Annotated in this window: 13 protein-coding genes; 5 read left to right on the top strand and 8 right to left on the bottom strand. The window is 55.1% G+C overall.

The window, feature by feature from the left end; all coding sequences use genetic code 11:
• Positions 1-436 precede the first annotated feature (436 nt).
• Entirely contained in the window at positions 437-1,825 is a 1,389-nt protein-coding gene (locus tag U8T64_RS12175; protein WP_322183841.1) for a hypothetical protein, read from the top strand.
• Positions 1,826-2,052: 227 nt separating this feature from the next.
• Here U8T64_RS12175 and U8T64_RS12170 read toward each other — a convergent pair whose 3' ends face one another.
• The 8 genes from U8T64_RS12170 to U8T64_RS12135 form a co-directional block, all read right to left on the bottom strand.
• A complete protein-coding gene (locus tag U8T64_RS12170) occupies positions 2,053-3,129 on the bottom strand; it encodes an alpha/beta hydrolase family protein (RefSeq protein WP_322183839.1) in 1,077 nt (358 codons plus the stop codon).
• A 123-nt stretch (positions 3,130-3,252) separates the two neighbouring features.
• Positions 3,253-5,166: a S1C family serine protease gene (locus U8T64_RS12165; RefSeq protein WP_322183837.1), complete on the bottom strand. Its 1,914-nt coding sequence runs from the start codon at positions 5,164-5,166 to the stop codon at positions 3,253-3,255.
• Positions 5,167-5,222: 56 nt separating this feature from the next.
• Positions 5,223-6,773 (bottom strand): HAMP domain-containing sensor histidine kinase, encoded by a 1,551-nt coding sequence (locus tag U8T64_RS12160; RefSeq protein WP_322183835.1) that lies wholly within the window; start codon positions 6,771-6,773, stop codon positions 5,223-5,225.
• 45 nt (positions 6,774-6,818) lie between these two features.
• Entirely contained in the window at positions 6,819-7,514 is a 696-nt protein-coding gene (locus tag U8T64_RS12155; protein WP_322183834.1) for a response regulator transcription factor, read from the bottom strand.
• Between the two features lie 619 nt (positions 7,515-8,133).
• Positions 8,134-9,018 carry a diacylglycerol/lipid kinase family protein gene (locus U8T64_RS12150; protein WP_322183832.1) on the bottom strand — a complete coding sequence of 295 codons (885 nt, stop codon included), beginning with the start codon at positions 9,016-9,018 and terminating at the stop codon, positions 8,134-8,136.
• Positions 9,019-9,070: 52 nt separating this feature from the next.
• A complete protein-coding gene (locus tag U8T64_RS12145; RefSeq protein WP_322183830.1) occupies positions 9,071-10,738 on the bottom strand; it encodes a 6TM ABC transporter family protein in 1,668 nt (555 codons plus the stop codon).
• Positions 10,739-11,557: 819 nt separating this feature from the next.
• Positions 11,558-11,989: an NUDIX hydrolase gene (locus U8T64_RS12140; protein WP_322183828.1), complete on the bottom strand. Its 432-nt coding sequence runs from the start codon at positions 11,987-11,989 to the stop codon at positions 11,558-11,560.
• The gene (locus tag U8T64_RS12135; RefSeq protein ID WP_322183826.1) at positions 11,986-12,423 is read right to left on the bottom strand and encodes an acyl-CoA thioesterase; all 438 of its coding nucleotides are present in this window, start codon (positions 12,421-12,423) and stop codon (positions 11,986-11,988) included. The genes U8T64_RS12140 and U8T64_RS12135 overlap by 4 nt, the downstream gene beginning before the upstream one ends.
• Positions 12,424-12,764: 341 nt before the next feature.
• On the opposite strand from U8T64_RS12135, the gene U8T64_RS12130 reads away from it, so the two are divergent.
• From U8T64_RS12130 to U8T64_RS12115, 4 genes are all read left to right on the top strand, one after another.
• A complete protein-coding gene (locus U8T64_RS12130; protein WP_322183824.1) occupies positions 12,765-15,683 on the top strand; it encodes an acyl-CoA dehydratase activase-related protein in 2,919 nt (972 codons plus the stop codon).
• 159 nt (positions 15,684-15,842) lie between these two features.
• A complete protein-coding gene (locus U8T64_RS12125) occupies positions 15,843-17,141 on the top strand; it encodes a 2-hydroxyacyl-CoA dehydratase (protein WP_322183822.1) in 1,299 nt (432 codons plus the stop codon).
• A 45-nt stretch (positions 17,142-17,186) separates the two neighbouring features.
• A complete protein-coding gene (locus tag U8T64_RS12120) occupies positions 17,187-17,864 on the top strand; it encodes a YczE/YyaS/YitT family protein (protein WP_322183820.1) in 678 nt (225 codons plus the stop codon).
• Positions 17,864-18,376 (top strand): GNAT family N-acetyltransferase, encoded by a 513-nt coding sequence (locus tag U8T64_RS12115; protein WP_322183818.1) that lies wholly within the window; start codon positions 17,864-17,866, stop codon positions 18,374-18,376. Before U8T64_RS12120 ends, U8T64_RS12115 begins: the two co-directional genes overlap by 1 nt.
• Positions 18,377-18,813 lie beyond the last annotated feature (437 nt).

Raw genomic sequence — 18,813 nt, 5'->3', positions numbered from 1 at the left:
TAGCTGTTAGCCGTTAGAGAAAGGCAAGTTGTTCTCTTTTTTATCATTCTGCGGAACGAAGAATCTCGCCCTTACTTCTGAAGCAAAGAGCAAAAGGACGAGATCTTTCGCCACCTTCGGTGACTCAGGATGACAATTTGGAGAAGCCTTTTCCTTTTCTAACAACCAACTACTAAGGACTAACACGCCAAATCCCAATTTATCGAATTCTGTCCTTACCCTTAATTGCTAATTGCTCATTTTCCCTCTGACAACTTGCAATCATCAAGCAAAACGCTTCTATAAAATCCCATATTTGGGGCTTCATTTCCAAAAACCAAGAAAAAACCCCTAAATTTTGTGAATTCAGGCAGAAAAAAGATTGAATCGTATCGGTTTCTGTGATAGAATGAAATAGTATAAGTAGGCGTATGCTCTTTTGGCAGGAGGGATCTTCATGGCCCCCAAACGGCGCCGCTTTGCAGTGCTGCTTGGCTCGCTGCTGTTTGCGGCTTCTATCCTGAGCGTTCCCGCCCTCGCCACAGAGGAGGGCGGGCTTGTTTCCTATACGGAAAATGGAGATAATGGGGCCATTGTATTTCCTACCAATCCCGCGCCGCCCACCCCAACGCCGGAACCGACTCCCACACCTACGCCGGTTCCTACCCCCACGCCCACACCTGTGCCCACCCCTGAACCTACACCGGTGGTCGATCCCACTCCTTCCGAGGATCCGGACGATCCGCCTTATGTTCCCGATGATCCCACTCCATCGCCCTCCAGAAGGCCAAACGGGGGTGGCACGGCGGTTACGCCCGCCCCCACGCCTCACCCCTCTAACCGGCCCGTTCCCTCGGAACAGCCTGTGGTGCAGCGACCCAGCATTACCCCGAAGCCAGATGGGCCTCTGGTTTCTTCTCCGGAAGCCCCGGACGACGGTACCAATTATGTGACCTTCGCGCAGCTCAACACAAAAAATAATTCTTTGGCGATCGCTCTGTTTTACGGCGGCCTTGCCTGCGCGGTGCTGGGCGTAACCGGTCTGATCATTTTATTGGCGCGTTTTCTGCGAAAACGCCGGCGGGACGAGAAAGAAGCTATTTTCCGTGAAATTGAGGCTGCGGAAAACCGTCACCATTCTGCTGAAAGAATTCCCAGTAGAATGCCGGAGCTTGTGACCTCTCCAAATCATGCTCCTTCCACGCCGCATTCTGGGGAGGGCTCTCCTCGTCCAAAAGAACCTGTTTACCGCTCACAGGAGCATTCTCTCAGGCAGCCTTCTTCCTCTCAGGGGGCCTCTCAGCATCTTCCTCTCCCCATTTCTTCGGAAGAAGAGCCTCTTCCTTCTTCTGTTCACCGGAACTCTCCCCGGGTTTCTTCCGCTCCGCTTGCTTACCCTGTCTCCGCCACCCACCCCAAAACCGGCCCGAATGCCCCCATTGTTCCCGTGCAGGCCTCTATGTACACGGAGGAATTTTCTCTGCCGGAGGATGCGCCCGCCCCTGCCCCGAAGCCGCAAATGGCCTCCAGGCTCCGGCAGTCTGCCCAGCGTCCGGCGGAAAAGCAGACCTCTTCAGAAAAAAGCAGCGGTTCTTCTGTTTCCGAGCCCCAGGTGAAGCCCCGGAAACCGGAGACCTCCGAACCGCCTTCTCCCCCGAAAGAAGCTCCTAAGCCCGTAAAGCCAGAGCCGCCCGTTCAGGAAAAAGCGGAGCCCCCAAAGCAGGAGCACAAACCTGAAAAGCCCCTAAAGGCCGCCGCTTCCTCCTCCAAGGCGGAAGCAAAGCCGGAAAAAGCCGCCGAGCCCTCAGACGCGCAGATCCCCGGCCAGATGAGCCTGCTGGATTGAGCCTTTTCGGGGAAGCAAAAAAGTTTTCCAAAAGATTCCCTCCATGCCTGCATAGGAAAAACTTACTTTGAAGAATAGTTCCTTCTAAAAAAAGCAAGGGCAAGACAAACCGCAACGGTTTGTCTTGCCCTTGCTTTTTCCTAATTGTTCCTTTATACCTGCGCCACCGTCCAGCATCTATAATCAGAAAAAGCATTTTACAGCAACCGCAAAAAACTGAGATCCGGTCACCGCTCATTTTCATCATAGAAACTTACGAAATCCGCAAACAGCTTTTCGTCCAATGAGCCGCACCATTTTTCCCTGTCCAAATTTCTGTGGATATAATCCGCTTTATCCGCCGCAAACCGTTCCCTGTTTTCGGGAGCTTGAGGATCATATGCCAGGGTCTTGAGCCATTTGTCAAATTCTGCGTTAAACTCATTTTTGTATGCTTTGTCATTGAAGTACTCATGGCCCTGATCCTCGAAACGAACAAAGGTAAATCTGGGATCATTTTGGTACTTTTTATAGTAAATGTCGTAGCCGTATTCGATCGGAACGACCTCGTCGTCGGCGCTGTGCAGGATCATAACAGCCGCGTCACTGCTTGCAAAGCCGTCCATGGCCGTGTTGGAAGCGTAGCTGCCGAACTTCATCTGCTCATACAGCCTGACAAAAGGCATCATCAAATAAATACCTGCCCCCGCCTGCCTTTTTCCTTCCGCCTCAAACATCTCTGCCGAAGAGTTCACCCCCGAACAGGCGATCACCGCCTTTACCTCGGGGTGATAGGTCAGCACGCTGCAAACGCTGTACCCGCCCCAGCTGTGTCCGAATAAAAAAATTGGCAGATCGGGGAAATTCCCGCTTTTTTCCACAAAGGTGATCGCATGGTCCAAGTCGATCACGCCCTGGGGGAAGCCCCCCACGCCCTTTCCTTCGCTTTCATCATTTCCCGTGGCGTCATAGGCGAAAACACAGTATCCGTGCCGGGCAAAATAATTCGCGCAGTCCATGTAGGAATTGTGCCCGCCGCCTCCAAAGCCATGCGCCATGACAATGATGCCGTGCTGCTCTCCTTCCGAACGATACAGATATCCCGTTAAATTTTGTCCCTTGTCGGAAGTAAATTCGTATTTCTCGCGCCGCAGCCCGTCAAAATCATTGACGTGCAGCATAAGCGGCTCATAGCTTTCAAACCGCTGGTCGAAATTTTCTCCATATATCATGACAGATAATGCCCAACCACCGGCAACGATCAGTACAACCACGATGGATAATGCAATTAAGAGGAGCTTTCTTTTCTTGGGTTTCGGTTTCATCTTTTTCTCTCCTTTGCCCTCTTGTTTCCTTGGGAAATTCCCTTTTTAAGCGAACCAATTATAACAAAACACCCACTGAAAAGCAACTGCTTCTCAGCGGGTGTTCACTTTCTTATAGCTTCTTTATTTTTGTGTTTCGCCTTTATCCTCCAACAGGGTGACCGTTACCTTCAGCTCAGTGCCGTTTTGCCGGTACAGCGTGATCTCCGCCGTATCGCCGGGAGCGTACTTCAAAAGCAGGTTGGAAATATCCGAAAGGCTTGTGACGGTCTCGCCGTCAATGGCGGTGATGATATCGCCCTCTCTGGCCTCTGTGCCGGTAAAGGCGCTTTCCTCCCCGATCTCAGAGATCATAAAGCCCTGGGGCATTTGGTAAAGGGCCACCATGGCGTCTGAGACCTCCATACCGGTGATCCCCAAGCGGGTGCGTCCCTTTACATAGCCGCCGGAAAGCAGCTCGTTGATAATGGATTGGGCCTTGCTGACAGGAATGGCAAAGCCCATTCCCTCATAGCCGTCGGTAATGATCTTGGAGGAATTGATCCCGATGACCTGGCCGTACATATTCACCAGCGGGCCGCCGGAATTGCCAGGGTTGATGGCCGCGTCCGTCTGGATATAGGTCATGCCGTTTTCACTGTAGCGGCCTACTTCCCGATCCAGGCCGGACACATAGCCGCCGGTCATGGAGCCGGAGAACTTTTCGCCGCCGGGGTTGCCGATAGCCACTACGGAATCGCCGATCTCCAATTCCCCCGCATCCCCGAATTCCGCCGGAGTAAAGTTGTGGTCGTTGGTTTTCAGGATCGCCAGGTCGGTGGTACGGTCCACGCCCACCACCACGGCCTCGTATTCCTCGCCGCCGGAGGTGATGATCTTCACCACGCTGCTCTTGGTGTTGAGCACCACGTGGGAATTGGTGATGATATAGCCGTCGGAGGTGGCGATGATGCCGGTGCCGGTGCTGTTCTGCTCCTGGCCGTTTCGCGTTAGAGTAACGGCCACCGTCACTGTGGATTTTACCACCTTTTTATAGACCTCCTGGCTGGTCAGCTCCTGCCCCTGGGGCTTTTTGTGAATGGTGATCCCCTCGGTGTTGGGAGTGATATCCACATCCGGCTCGCCGGGGCTTTCCTCTTTGCTGTCCGGCGGGATCACGCCGTCGTCAAAATCGGGAATATCGTCCTCTTCGCCATCGCCAGGCTGCTGGGGCAGCGGCATTTGGAAGCCGGGGGTATTTCCGTAGGGGAAGCTTTTTTCCGCCGTTGCCGCATGCCAGGCCAAGTATCCAAAAAGCCCCAGAATCGCTGCGGCAGCTAAAATAGAGGCGATCCAGATGAAAACCTTCAGCCCTGTGGAAAGCTTCTTCTTCGGCGGGCGGGGCGGCTCTGCTCCATAAGGAGAATAAACCGGCTGCTGGGCATAGCCGTAATACGCAGGCTGTACTTGTACAGCCTGCTGCTGAGGCTGGAAGCCCGGCGCATAGGGCTGGGGGGTACCGCCATAAGGGGCCGCGCCCGGATAGGCGGCCGGAGGCTGAGGAGCATACCCATAGGGAGCCTGGGGAGGCTGCTGATAAGGCGGCGCATAGCCATACACACCAGGCTGCGGAAGATAGGGTGCCGCGCCCTCCATGGGCCGCGCCCCCTGGGGCGGGACCGCCGTTTCAGGCTGGACAACAGACCTGGCCGCTCCCACAGGCGCGTTTTCGCCTGACAGGGAAGCAGCCCCGCTTTCTGCCGGATCGTACTGAGGCTCCCGCGACGGAAGTTCTCTTGCTTCCACCGGCTGTTCCACGCTGGGAACAGGGGCCTCCGCCGCCTCCCGCACCGGCTCTGCCGGGCCTACGCTGAAGCCGTCTTCCCGTACAGCCTCCACGGAAACAGGAGCCTGCTCCCGCGGTGCGGGAGTACTTTCCACGGCAGCCGCGTTTTCGGCAGCGGGATTTTCTATGGCCGCATTTTCCTGTCCGGAAACCGGCTCTTCGGCCGGCGGTTCTCCCTCTGTGGGGAGCTTATGGATCTGCTCGTCTATCATCTTTCTCTTCCCTTTCTTAATTTAAGGTTTTACTTTCTATAGCAAACAACAAGGCCTTATTTCCCTGTTTTCCCGTGCTCCTTTTGTTCCTTCTGCCGCCCCTCTTTTCCCTTCGTCTCCCGGGGCTTTAGCTCCTTCAGCTTCAGGGGAAGCCCCTCCTTCAACTTAGGCGGCTCCGGGGGCTTGGGAAGGTAAAATTCAAAGCGGCAATTCTGCCCCGCCACAGAGCTTACGCCGATATCTCCGCTGTGCAGCTTCAGGATCGTCTTCACGATATAGAGTCCCAAGCCCATGCCGTTTTTATCCTGGCTTCGGGAACGGTCCGTCTTGTAAAACCGCTCGAAGATCCGGGGCAGCTCCTCAGCGGCAATCCCCTGTCCGCTGTTTTCTATCACCACGCTGGTGCGGTCGATCCCATCTGTGATCTGCACGGCGATATAGCCGCCCTGCTCCGTAAATTTTACTGCGTTTTCGATCAGATTATAGACCACCTGGTGGATCAGGTCCTGGTCGCCGTACACCGTTTGGGCCCTGGCGTTTTCCAGCCCCCGCACCTCGATCTGCTTCTCGTCGATGCGCTGCTCAAAGGTCAGCAGCGTATCCACAAGGATCCGGGTGATATTGAAGCTGACAGGCTTCAGCTTCATTTCCCCGTTGTCGATGCGGGAAAGGTCCAGCATGGATCTCACCAACCGGGAAAGCCTTTTTACCTCGCTTGACACCACCTGCAAATACTTTTCCTGTTCCTCCCGGGAGATCGTGCCGTCTAAAATGCCGTCGATAAACCCGGCAATGGTGGTCATAGGCGTTTTCAGCTCGTGAGATACGTTGGCGATAAAGCTGCGGCGGGTCCCCTCGGAAATGGAAAGGGAATTGGCCATATTGTTGAAGGAAACCGCCAGCTGGCCCAGCTCGTCCTCGCTGGTGACCGGCACCCGCACGGAAAAATCTCCCGCACCGAAGCTTCTGGCCGCCGCCGACATCTGCCGCAAGGGCTTTACCAGCCGGTAAGCGAACATTCCGATCACACAGAAGGCCACCGCCAGAGCCACTGCCGCCGCCACCAGGAAAATGCGGAACCACTCGTCCCGAAAGCTGTTTACCGTGACCACACTGGTGGCGGCAAACACCGCGCCAACACAGGTATTATCCGTCCTGGCGTACATGGGTACGCCGATGATATAATAGCTGCTTTTATAAAAGCCGTCTAAATTGTTTTTCCCCTCGTACATTCCCTTCGCCGCCAGCGCCACTGCCTGCTCCGGCACCTGTACAGGGCTTTGCAGTTTGCTGTTGGGATAATTTCCCGCCAGGATATTTCCCTTCAGATCCGTGATAAAAATATCGGCGTCGATACTGGTGGAGAAGCTGGAAATAAAGCCCTGCAGCACTTCCGCTGGCAGCCGGTACTGGTTTTTTTCCTCCTGCACCAGGTATCCTTCCGCCAGACCCGCAATGGACGACGCGTTTTGGGTGAGAAGCTCCTTCTTTTCATTTCTCCAGTATTGGGAAAAAAATAGCATCATCATGCTTCCCAGCATGGTAAAGCTGAGGATCACAATGATCATGGTAATGCTGAGATATCGCTTAAAAATGCTTTTCTGCATTTTGCCGAAGATCCTTTCCCGGAAACCTGCCTCGCAGAAAGCAGCTTATTCCTTTACTTCAAATTTGTAGCCCACGCCCCACACGGTTTTCAGCGCCCACTGGTCGGAAACGCCCTCCAGCTTTTCCCGCAGGCGCTTTACGTGCACGTCTACGGTGCGGCTGTCCCCGTAGTAATCAAAGCCCCACACCTCGTCTAGCAGCTGGTCTCTGGTAAATACCCGGTTGGGATTGGAGGCCAGGTGGTAGATCAGCTCCATCTCCTTGGGCGGCGTATCTATCTGTACGCCCTTTACCTTCAATTCATAGTTTGTCAAATTGATGGATAAATTTTCGTAGGAAACCGCCTTATTTCCGCTTTGCTTGTCTCCGTTCTGGGTACTGCGGCGCAGCACTGCCTTGATCCGGGCGATCACTTCCTTGGTTTCAAAGGGCTTTACCACATAGTCGTCCGCGCCCAGATCCAATCCCAGCACCCGGTCGAACACCTCGCCCTTGGCGGTGAGCATAATGATCGGACAGGCGGATTTTTTGCGGATCTCCCTGCATACCTGCCAGCCGTCCAGGCCGGGCAGCATAATATCCAGCAGCACCAGGTCCGGCTCCGCCGCGTCAAACATTTTCAGCGCCGCTTCCCCATCGTTGGCAAGAAACGCCGTAAAACCCTCTTTTTCAATATACAGCCGAAGCAGCTCGCAAATATTGGTATCATCGTCCACGATCAATATTTTTTCGGAAGCCATTTTTCCGCCCCTTTTCTTTTTCCTTATTTTTGGAAGAAAATTCATCCCTGCGGGACCCTTATGAAAGAGCTTATTCGCAGAGTTCCAGCATTATTTTCATTTTACCCGCTCTCTATGGCAAAATCAAGAAAAAGAGATGAACATTCTGTGAAAAAAGCGCTCGAGTCTGGACGGAAAAAGGAAGCCCGGCACTTTTGCCGAGCTTCCTTTTTCCACAGGTTTCTGGCGTACTGCCGGAAAGGCGCTTCTGACCCGATTGCAGGTAAGCTGATAAATTGGAATTTAGTGACGAGAAAAGCCTCCCCTTGCTTGCAAGGGGAGGGGGACCACCGTTAGGTGGTGGAGGGGATAGTCACACACAGAAAGTGGGATAAAACCGCCAGTTTTAATCCCCTCAGTCGCGGCTTCGCCGTGACAGCTCCCCTTATAAATAAGTGGAGCCTAAGGACGTTAAACTACAATTTGCCGATTTACTTCTGGTCGGGTCGGAAACCAAACTCCCGCACCAAGCAGGGACACAAGCGGCCGCGGCGCCTCGCCGCTGAACTATACTTTATCGCATTTCACTTTATTATTTACTCTTATCCTAAATTTCTCTTTGTACCCGCCGCTCTGACTCTTAATAGTACATTTGCAGCGCCTGGGGCAGAACCGCGGCCTCTACCTGCTCTCCGCCGGAGGCGTATTCTCCGTCCAGAGACCAGGGCATGGGCTCGGCACAAGTGAATTTCGCACCCGCCGTATGCACAAAGGTGATCATTTCCTCATCGTACTTTCCGCTCATCAGGGAGAAGATCACCCGGTTCAGTTCCAAAAGGTTCCGGGGCATTTTTACCAGCGTCAGCTCCAGCTTTCCGTCCGACAGGTCCACCTTGCCGGAATCCAGCTTTACAATACCGCCAAAGGAGGTGGAATTGCTGAGAGCGCCGAAAACGTAATCTCCCTCATACACCTCGCCCTCCGCCGTTTCCACCTTGACCTGATAGGATTTCAGGGTAGGCAGCTCCTTGATCCCTTCCAGAATATAGGCCAGATGCCCCAGGGAATTTTTCAGGCTCTGGGTGGTAGAGTAGGAAGACTGGGTAAATGCGCCGAAGGACGCCACGTAGATAAAATATCTTTCCCCAAAGCGCCCGGCGTCCAGGGGCTTCGGACAGCCCTCCACAATCTGCCGGGCCGCCTTTCCCGGCTCCTTGGAAAGCCCCAGGGAACTGGCAAAATCATTGGTGGAGCCCGCCGGAATATAGCCGATGGGAACAGAAGCGCCAGCTTTTAAGACCTCCGCCACCATTTCGCTCAGGGTACCGTCTCCCCCGCAGCAGATCAGGGTTTCCGGCTTCTCCTCCAAAGAAGACCGGATCACCGCCTCGGCCTGCCGGGCGCTTTCCGTTTTAACGGTGAAAACCTCCCTGCCGCTTTCCTTCAGGATCTTCCGCACTTCCTCGATCTCCCGCAGAATATTTTGACGCCCCGCGTGGGGATTTACCACAACTACGGTTTTCATGCTTTTCTCATCTCCCTTTTCCCACAATGACCGGAGTATCGTCCCTTTCAGATTATCCTTCCCCCTTTTTGGCAGAAAATTCCTCTGCCTCCGGGGGTTCCGTATTTTTTCCCAAGAGGCCCCAAACCTGCCGGCGCGGCTCTTTTCCCCGCGCTGACAGCGCAAGGAACGCGGCGATCCACAGAGCGGACAGCACCAGCAGCACCACATACTGTACGAAGGCCATTCTGTCTCCGGCGCGCCGGGCGGCGGCCGCAAGGCCTTCCCCCTCCGCGCCCACAAAAATCAAACAGATAAGATTCATCAAAAGCATCAGGGCAGGCATTGACAGAGAAGCTCCGACCCGGAGAAGCGGCAAAGCTTTCTTTTCACCTTCTCCTGCAGCTTCGCCATTTTCCGGGCATTTCCGAAGCAGCCGGGAAAATACTCTTTCACTCACCTGTTTTCCTTTTTCTTTTGCTTGTTGCAGCACCAAGAACCGGGGCAGCGCCGCTTTCAGCAGCGCCCATACAAGCACGGCAAGCACGGCGGCAAAGCCCGCAACGATCCCCCACCGCACGGCGGTCCCCCATTTCACGGCAAGGATCAGCGCCCCCGCAAAGGTGGGAAGGGCGCAGCCCGCGGCGGGGAGGCCCAGGGCGGAAAGCGCCCAGCTTTTCCGCCCGCCGGCGGTCTGATCCGCCGCCCGGAAGGACAAGAGACCGGCCAAAACCGCCAGGGCTGTTTCCAAAAGGAAGAGCCCCAGCAAAAGAAGTCCCCGGCCCCAAAGATAACCGGAGCGAATGGCCTCCGTATCCATGCGGAGCTCCTGATACAGCAAACTCTTGAAAGAAACTCCCACCCGCTCCTTCAAAGCCCGCGGCGCTTCCTCCGCGGCGGAAATGACCGTTTCCATACTCTCCCTGGGGGCCCGGTCCAGCAGCGGCAAAAGCGCGTAAAGCTGCTCGATATCCAGTTTGGAAAAGCCTACTTCGGAAAAAACAAAGCTCTGCTTTTCTGCATTCTCTTTCCCGGAGCCAGCCTTTTCGCCGTTATTTGCGTTTTCCTCGCCGAAGGCCTTTTCCTGAGAGCCCAGCATGGTTTCCGCCTCCGCTTCAGAGGAGCTTTCCGCTTCCGCAAAAGAGCTTTCCTCCGGAAGCTGAAACAGCGCGCCCTCCGGCATGCTGGTAAGCACGCCGTTCGGCAGAGAGCCTTCCTTTCCTTCCAGATCTCTCAGGTTATCGCCGAATTTCCCGATCTCCTTTTTTTCCTCCCGGGCCGCGGCAAGGCCCTGAGAAATGGTGTTCAGCTCGCCGGTCTGCTCTGTCTGCCGCAAATACAGCAGCAGGGCATAGACCGCCTTTTCATAAAGCTCGCCTGCTTCCTGGACCCGGGCTTCCTCCAGCCCCTCCCGCAGCACGCTGATGGTTCCCTCCTGAGCGTAGGGATATTTCTCCGACAGGCGCTGGGCCTCGCTGCTTTCCGACTCAACGGTAAGGTAGAGCTCCTCCAGCAGCCGCTGCTGCTCCTCTGTCAAAAAGCTTTGCAAAAGCGTTTTTCCCTGTAAGCTCATGGCCTCTGGCGCGCCCGGCTCAAGGCCTCCCTGCTGAACGCCCCGGTTCACCAGGCCGCCCATCAGGGCGGGAAGGGCCAAACCGCACAGGGCCTGCGCAAAAAACAGGACAAGGCAGAAAAACGCCAATGCCGCACAGGGCTTTAGAGCCTTTATCATCTGTTTCATACTGCCTTTCCTCCTTCTATACCGTTTCTGGCATCTTCTTTTCCCGATAGAACCGACCCGCAAGAGGCCGCTGCCTCTTATTTTAATCGGCTTTTTCCCGCCGTCAACCTGCTTCTACGAAAAATTTACAGGCTGTTCACAAAAAGAAAGGCCTTGCTTAGGGCTTGTTTGAAAAAAACCTGGCTTTACAAAAAGCAGCTGCTGCAAAAGAATAAATTTTGCAGCAGCTGTTTTATTGCAGATACGTGATTCTGGAGGTGACGGCACCGACCATAGACAATGAAAAATGAGCAAGGAAGGGCAGGGGCAAAACAATAAACAGTAAGGCGGTAAATTATAGTTTAGCGGCGAGGCGCCGCGGCCGCTCGTGTCCCTGCTTGGTGCGGGAGTTTGGTTTCCGACCCGACCGGAAGTAAATCGGCAAATTGTAGTTTAGCGAACTAGTCGTTAGCTATTAGTTGTTAGTCGTTAGAGAGGGGCGAGTTCTCACTTTTGTCATTCTGAGGAACGAAGAATCTCGTCCTTCATTTCCTGAATAGAAGGGAAAAGGGCGAGATTCTTCACTTCGTTCAGAATGACAGGAGGAAAATAAGCGAATCACTTTTGGTCGGGTCAGAAACCGATTTCCCGCACCAAACAGCTTCACGAGTGGGTGCAGCGGTACGCTGCAAATTCCAATTTAGCTGCTCCTGCCCTCCATTGCTCATTATACTTGGGCGCGCCGCCCTTCCTGCTATCGAGCAGTTTCTGTGGCATTCTGTAGCGCGCTCTCTGCTATTTTACCCTCGGACTCCACGGTTTCTTTCCCGTTTCCATCGCTCAGCGGAATTTTTCCTTCACCCGCTCAAACAGCACGGGGGTGATCCCTGGGTAGGTCAGGTCCTCCGGCAGGGACTCGAAAAGGTTTACTTCCTTCATTTCGCTTTCCGGCAGCGCGGCAAGTTCTGTGATCTCCGCGAAAAACACCGCGCCGGCGGCGCCGGAAACTTCGTCCTCGGCATAATAGCCGCAAACCGGCTCCAGGGTAAATTCCGACGCGCCAGATTCCTCCCACAGCTCTCTGCGGGCCGCCTGCTCCGGCGTGTCCCCCGGCTCGATATGGCCTCCCTGGGTCTCCCAGGTAACACGGTTTTTATGGCGGCTCAAAAGAAGCTTTCCCCGGCAGCGGGAAAAGATCACCACATACCGGTACGCCGCCGTTTCCTCCATGGGAAAAACCCTTTTGCATACAGAACCTTTTTTCCCGCTCATTCCTTTTCTCCTTTCTCCATGCCGCAGACCCTGCGCACCGCCAGGTCGTAACCGGGATCTGCTTTTTTCAGAGACACCGGCCGCCCGGCGGCGCTCAAAAAGCAGTGAGAGGTTTTTCCCCGGCACCGCAGCGCCCCGGTCTCTTTGTCCCGCACGGTATAGAAAAAGGCGATCCGGGTACCTGTATAGCTTTCTATCCCCGTTTCCACCCGCACCGTTTCTCCAAAGCGGGTCATGGACTTGTACTCCGCCTCCGCGTGCAGTACCGGGCTGACGATCCCTTTCGCTTCCAAGCCCTCCAGGCTCATGCCGCAGACCCGCATCAGGTGAACGCGGGCCTCCTCAAACCAGCGGATATAGTTGGAATGATGCACACAGTCCATTCGGTCTGTTTCGTAATAGTACACCGGCCGCTCATACTCTACTGTTTTCACAGCAAGCGCTCCTTTCCGTCAAAGGCCTGCTTTTTTCGCTATCCACTATAACACAGTCTCCCGCCGAAAAGCAATCTTCTTCCCCCCTCTTTTCTAACATCGAAAGGCTTCCTTTTGCATAAGCTTTTTAGGACAAATTTCCCGAAGCGCCATTTATTGTTATGGGCGGACAGGTTGATTTTCCCGTCAAAAAATGCTATGATTCTCTATGTTCCGAAAAATTCAGGCAGTAAGCAAAAATTTTTTCTTTTTCTTATTTTGTTTTTTTGAACCGGCGCCGCTTTGTAAAAGGAGCGCCGCCGAAGCTCTCTTACCGTTAAAGAAGGCAGTGATGCAAAACCATGAAAATCGGTATGGACGTAGGCTCTACCACATTAAAATGCGTTGTGTTCGATGAAGCCGGCACGCCGGTATTCCGGGAATACGAGCGCCATTTTTCCCAGATCGCGGAAAAGGCTTCGGGTATGCTTTCCCGAATCCGGGAGCAGTTTCCGGAGGCCTCTTCCGCCAGGCTGTGCGTTTCCGGCTCCGCCGGTATGGGGCTGGCGGAGGATCTGGACATTCCCTTCGTGCAGGAGGTTTACGCCACCCGCACCGCCGTAAAGGCCTATTTGCCGGAGGCGGACGTGGTGATCGAGCTGGGAGGCGAGGACGCGAAGATCCTGTTCCTTTCCGGCTCTATGGAGGTGCGCATGAACGGCTCCTGCGCCGGCGGCACCGGGGCCTTCATCGACCAGATGGCTACCCTTTTGAACATTGCCCCGGACGAGCTCAATGAGATCGCGAAAACCAGCGAGCGCACCTACAGCATCGCTTCCCGCTGCGGCGTGTTCGCGAAATCCGACATTCAGGCCCTGCTGAATCAGGGGGCCCAGAAAAATGACATCGCCCTAAGCATTCTGAACGCCGTGGTCAACCAGACGGTGGCCGGCCTTGCCCAAGGTAGGGAGATCAAGGGAAAAGTGGTCTATCTCGGCGGCCCGCTGACCTTTCTTTCGGAGCTTCGCGCGGCCTTTGACCGCATTCTGGGCGTAAGCGGCGTCTGCCCGGAAAATTCCCTGTACTATGTGGCGGCGGGCGCCGCCATGAGCGAGACCAGTCGGGAATTTTCCCTTCCGGAGCTTACGGAACGGATCAAAAACTACAGCTCCAGCCACCACTACCAAAGCAGCGAGGCCCTGTTCCGGAATGAAGCGGAGTACGAGGAATTTACCGCCCGGCACCAACGGGACACCATTCCCACCGACGCCCCCCTGCTTCCCGGAAATATCGCCTATGTGGGCATCGATGCTGGCTCCACCACCTTAAAGGCCACCGCCATCAACGAAAATGAGGAGATCATTTTCTCCCGGTACCTGCCGAATTCCGGAAACCCCGTGCCGCTGGTGAAGGAATTTCTTCTGGCCCTGTACCAGAAATTCCCGGGCATTGTGATCCGCTGCGCGGCCTCCACCGGCTACGGCGAGGAGATCATCAAAAACGCCTTTCGGCTGGATCTGGGCGTGGTGGAAACCATCGCCCACTTTACCGCCGCCCGGAAATTCGAGCCGGAGGTGGATTTCATCATCGATATCGGCGGCCAGGATATCAAGTGCTTCAAGATCAAAAACGGGGCCATCGACAACATTTTCTTAAACGAGGCCTGTTCCTCCGGCTGCGGATCCTTTTTGCAGACCTTTGCCGGGGCCCTGGGCTATGAAATGAGCGATTTCGCAAAGTGCGGCCTGTTTGCCGACAGCCCGGTAGACCTGGGCTCCCGCTGCACGGTGTTTATGAATTCCTCCGTAAAGCAGGCTCAGAAGGACGGGGCCTCTATTGAGAACATTTCCGCTGGCCTTTCCATGAGCGTGGTGAAAAACGCCCTGTATAAGGTCATTCGTGTCACAGACGCCAAAAGCCTGGGCGACCACATTGTGGTGCAGGGCGGCACCTTCTTAAACGACGCGGTGCTGCGGGCCTTTGAAAAGGAGATCGGCAAAAACGTGACCCGTCCCTCCGTGTCCGGTCTGATGGGGGCCTACGGCGCTGCTTTATACGCGAAGCAGCATGAAACAGGAGAAAGAAGCGGGATTTTAGACGAGCGGGGTCTTGCCGCCTTTACCCACGAGGTAAGGGCCGTTACCTGCAACGGCTGCCAGAACCACTGCCGCCTGACGGTGAATACCTTCGGCGCGGGGGAAGGCGGCTCCGCCCGGTACATTGCCGGAAACCGCTGCGACAAGCCCCTGCAGAAGCACGGCGAGACCACACAATATAACCTGTATGATTATAAGCGGCAGCTTCTGAACTCTTACGCTCCCTGTGAGGGAAAGCGGGGGACCATCGGGATCCCCATGGGGCTCAACATGTTTGAGCTGTACCCCTTCTGGTACACTTTCTTTACGAAGCTGGGCTTCGGGGTGTTCCATTCCCCGGATTCCGACCGGGAGCTGTATTTCCGGGGCCAGCATACCATTCCCTCCGATACGGTATGCTACCCGGCAAAGCTGATCCATGGCCACATCGAGGCCCTGCTGGAGCGAAAGGCGGACGCCATTTTTTACCCCTGCATGAGCTATAATCTCGATGAGCACAAGGGCGATAACCACTATAACTGCCCTGTGGTGGCCTATTATCCCGAGGTATTGGACGCCAATATCGAGGCCCTGAGCGAAACGAAATTTATTTACGACTATGTGGGCCTGCACCGACGGAAAGATTTCCCCGGAAAAATGCAGAAGATCCTGGCAAAATATTTCCCTGCCATTCCGGAGCAGGAGGTCAAAGCGGCTTCCGATGCGGCCTATGGGGAATACGAGGCATACATGGAGCGGATCCGCCAAAAGGGCCGGGAGTTTTTGGCCCTTGCCGAGGAAAAGAACCTTCCCGTGATCATTCTTTCCGGGCGGCCCTATCACCTGGACGGGGAAATCAACCACGGCATCGACAAGCTGATCTGCGAATGCGGGGCCGTGGTGGTCACGGAGGATTCCGTCAGCGACCGGGTGGAGAAATTCCCCACCACCGTGCTGAACCAGTGGACCTACCACGCCCGGCTGTACTGCGCCGCCAAATACGTGGCGGAAAGCAAGGAAAAACGAATTAACCTGGTGCAGCTGGTCTCCTTCGGCTGCGGCGTAGACGCCATCACCGGAGACGAGGTGCGCTCTATCCTGGAAGAGGGCGGGCGCATCTACACCCAGATCAAGATCGACGAAATCACAAACCTGGGCGCGGTGCGCATTCGCCTGCGCAGCCTGTTCGCCGCTCTGGGGCTCTAGTTGTTAGAGATTAGTCGTTAGTTGTTAGACAGGGCAGGGCCTTTTCTCTACAACTAATAACTCAATTCGAGATTAGCTTCCAGACAGAGCAAAGCCCTTTTTCTAACAACTAACAACTAACAACTTACAGCTAACAACTAAACTAAGTAGGTGATACCCATGGCCGATGAAAAGAACAGAGTGGAGTTTACGAAGGAGATGAAGAAGGATTACACCATCATCACTCCCAACATGGCTCCGCTTCATTTTGAGCTCATAAAAAACGTGCTGCAAAGTTTTGGCTACCACGTGGATCTGCTGCGCACCACAGGCCGGGAGATCGTGGACGAGGGCTTAAAATACGTGCACAACGATACCTGCTACCCCGCCCTGCTCTCTATTGGACAGATGATGCACGCCCTGCACAGCGGGAAATACGACCTGCACAAGGTGGCCCTGATCATGACCCAAACAGGCGGCGGCTGCCGGGCCTCCAACTACATTCATCTTCTTCGCAAGGCGCTGAAGAAGGACGGGCTGGACTACATTCCTGTGATCTCCCTGAACCTTTCCGGGCTGGAAAGCAATTCCGGGTTCCAGATCACCCTTCCCCTGCTGCGCAGGGCCATTGCCGCCCTGACCTACGGCGACCTGCTGATGCTCTTAAAAAACCAGACCAAGCCCTATGAGGTGACGGAAGGCGCAAGCGATGCCCTGGTGGAGCACTGGATCTCCACCCTGACCAGCCTCTTTGAGCAGGGAAAGGCCTTTACCCAGCGGGAGGTGCGCCAGTATTTCGATACCATCGCCCAGTCCTTTGCGGATCTTCCTTTGCGGGACGTAAAGAAGACGAAAGTCGGCGTGGTGGGCGAGATCTATGTAAAATATTCCCCCTTAGCCAATAACAGCCTGGAGGAATTCCTGTTTGAGCAGGGCTGTGAAACCATGGTGCCGGGCATTTTGTCCTTTATGATCTTCAAGGTGGATAACCGCCTGGAGGACATTGCCCTTTACGGCGGAAACCCTGCGAAAAAGCAGCTTTGCACCATGCTGAAATGGTATTTCACAAAATTTGAAACAGACCTGATCGCCGCGGTGAAGAAGTTCCCCCAATTCACGCCTCCCGCCCCTTACCGCCATTTGAAGGAGCTTGCCGGAAATGTCATCGGCTACGGCTGCAAAATGGGCGAGGGCTGGCTTCTTACGGCGGAGGTGATGGAGCTTATTGAAAGCGGCTACGGCAACGTGGTGTGCACCCAGCCCTTCGGCTGCCTGCCCAACCACATTGTAGGCAAGGGCATGATCCGCAAGGTAAAGGGCATTTACCCCAAAGCCAATATCGTTCCCATCGATTACGACCCCAGCGCTACCAGAGTCAACCAGGAAAACCGCATCAAGCTGATGCTGGCTGTGGCAAGAGAGCAGGAGGAGGAGGCCTCTCCAAAAGCGCCCCTTTCTCCCGCCGCTTCTGAAGCCTGAGCGCTTTCTGCGCGGCGTAATCCGCCGGGAAAGGAACTCCCCTTTATGAGCTTGCTTCGTTTTGGAAAATATACGGGAAAGTATGCCGGCCAGCGGCTGCCCAGGCGGATCATCGCCATGCTGCTGGCTGTTATCGTTATGGGCTTGGGGGTCAGCCTGTTTCTTATTGGCTCTATGGGCGCGGACCCCTTTTCCACCATCAACCTGGGGATTTCTTCCCGGCTTGGCCTTTCCTTTGGTCTGTGGCAAGCGATATTCAACGGAATTTTGCTGGTACTGGTGCTGTTTTTTGACCGCTCCATGCTGGGGCTCGGCACCCTGGGAAATATGTTTCTCGTAGGCTTCTCCGCCGACTTTTTTACCCCGATCCTGGAGAAGCTTTTCACTGCCGGTGAGCTTTCCCTGTGGGCACGGCTGCTGTTTACCTTAGGCGGCGTGGCGCTGCAGATCATCGGCTGCTCCTTTTACGTTACCTCCAACCTGGGCATGGCGCCCTATGACTGTATTTCCTTTCTTGTACCCAATAAAACGAAGCTCTCCTTCCGCTGGTGGCGCATTCTCAGCGATGTATTCTGCGTGGCGGTGGGATTTTTGTGCGGCGCGAAGGTCGGGCTTGGCACCCTGATCATGGCCTTCGGCACCGGCCCGCTGCTGCCCCTTTGCAATAAATACCTTGCCGCCCCGGCGCTGAAGATCACGGAGATTCCGAAGGAGGGATCCTGATGGAACAAAAAAAGGGAAAGCCTTCCAAGCTTTCCCTGGAGCTTTTGAGCGAAAAGAACCTGGCCGCCGCGCGAAAGCTTCAGCGGGAGGATATCAGCGAGGATTTTGTAGACACCGTCGATACCATCTGGGAGCTGACCCAATACGGGCTTTCCCATCACTGTATCGGACATACCTATGCCGTAAACTATGAGGGCCGCTGTATCGGTCTGATCCTGCTGGGCGAAGCCCTGCCCTGGGAAACAGATCCGGCGGAAATGCGGGAAACTCCCTTTTACCGCCTGATGGGCTTTGTCCTGGACCGGTCTTTCCGCGGCCAGGGCATCGGCGGCGCGGTGTTGGAGGAAGCCATCTCCCTCATTTACCGGGAATTCGGCGTGCGCCCCATCGCCTGCGGCGTCCACCGGGAAAACCACCGGGCCGCCCGCTTCTATGAAAAGCACGGCTTTCATAGAACAGACGCCATGGAGGGAAACGATTTTTATTTTCTTCGTTACCCGGGCACGAAATAAAGCGGCGAGCCGCCGCAGGCACTCGTGAAGCGGCTTGGTACGGGAAACCGGTTTCTGAGCCGACCACAGCCAGGGAGATAAATTAGAATTTGCAGGGCTAACGAACAGCAGAAACTTCTTGCCTTTCTCGCCTATCGGCTCGGTCGGTTCGCACCAGCGTCCCACCGGGACGCGCTCACCCCTGAAAGGGGAGGTGGCGCGGCGAAGCCGTGACGGAGGGGTTATAGGGCACTGATGGACCGCATGAAACCTATATTTTCTACCTCACCACCACGGAACCCCTCAGTTAGCCTTCGGCTGACAGCTTTCTCCGCTTCGCTTCGGTTGCTGTGCCCCAGTGGGGCACAGCAACCGCTCTGACCCGTTCTCGTTTGTCAACTCGGTCGTTGCTGGACGTGTGCCACCGGCACACAGCAACCGAGCCGACAGGCGAGAAC

Origin of the sequence: Neglectibacter caecimuris, assembly GCF_034335015.1 — a bacterium.
Lineage (GTDB): Bacteria > Bacillota > Clostridia > Oscillospirales > Acutalibacteraceae > Acutalibacter > Acutalibacter caecimuris_A.
The sequence above is the reverse complement of the archived record's forward strand: the minus strand, read 5'-3'. Positions and strand labels throughout refer to the sequence as shown.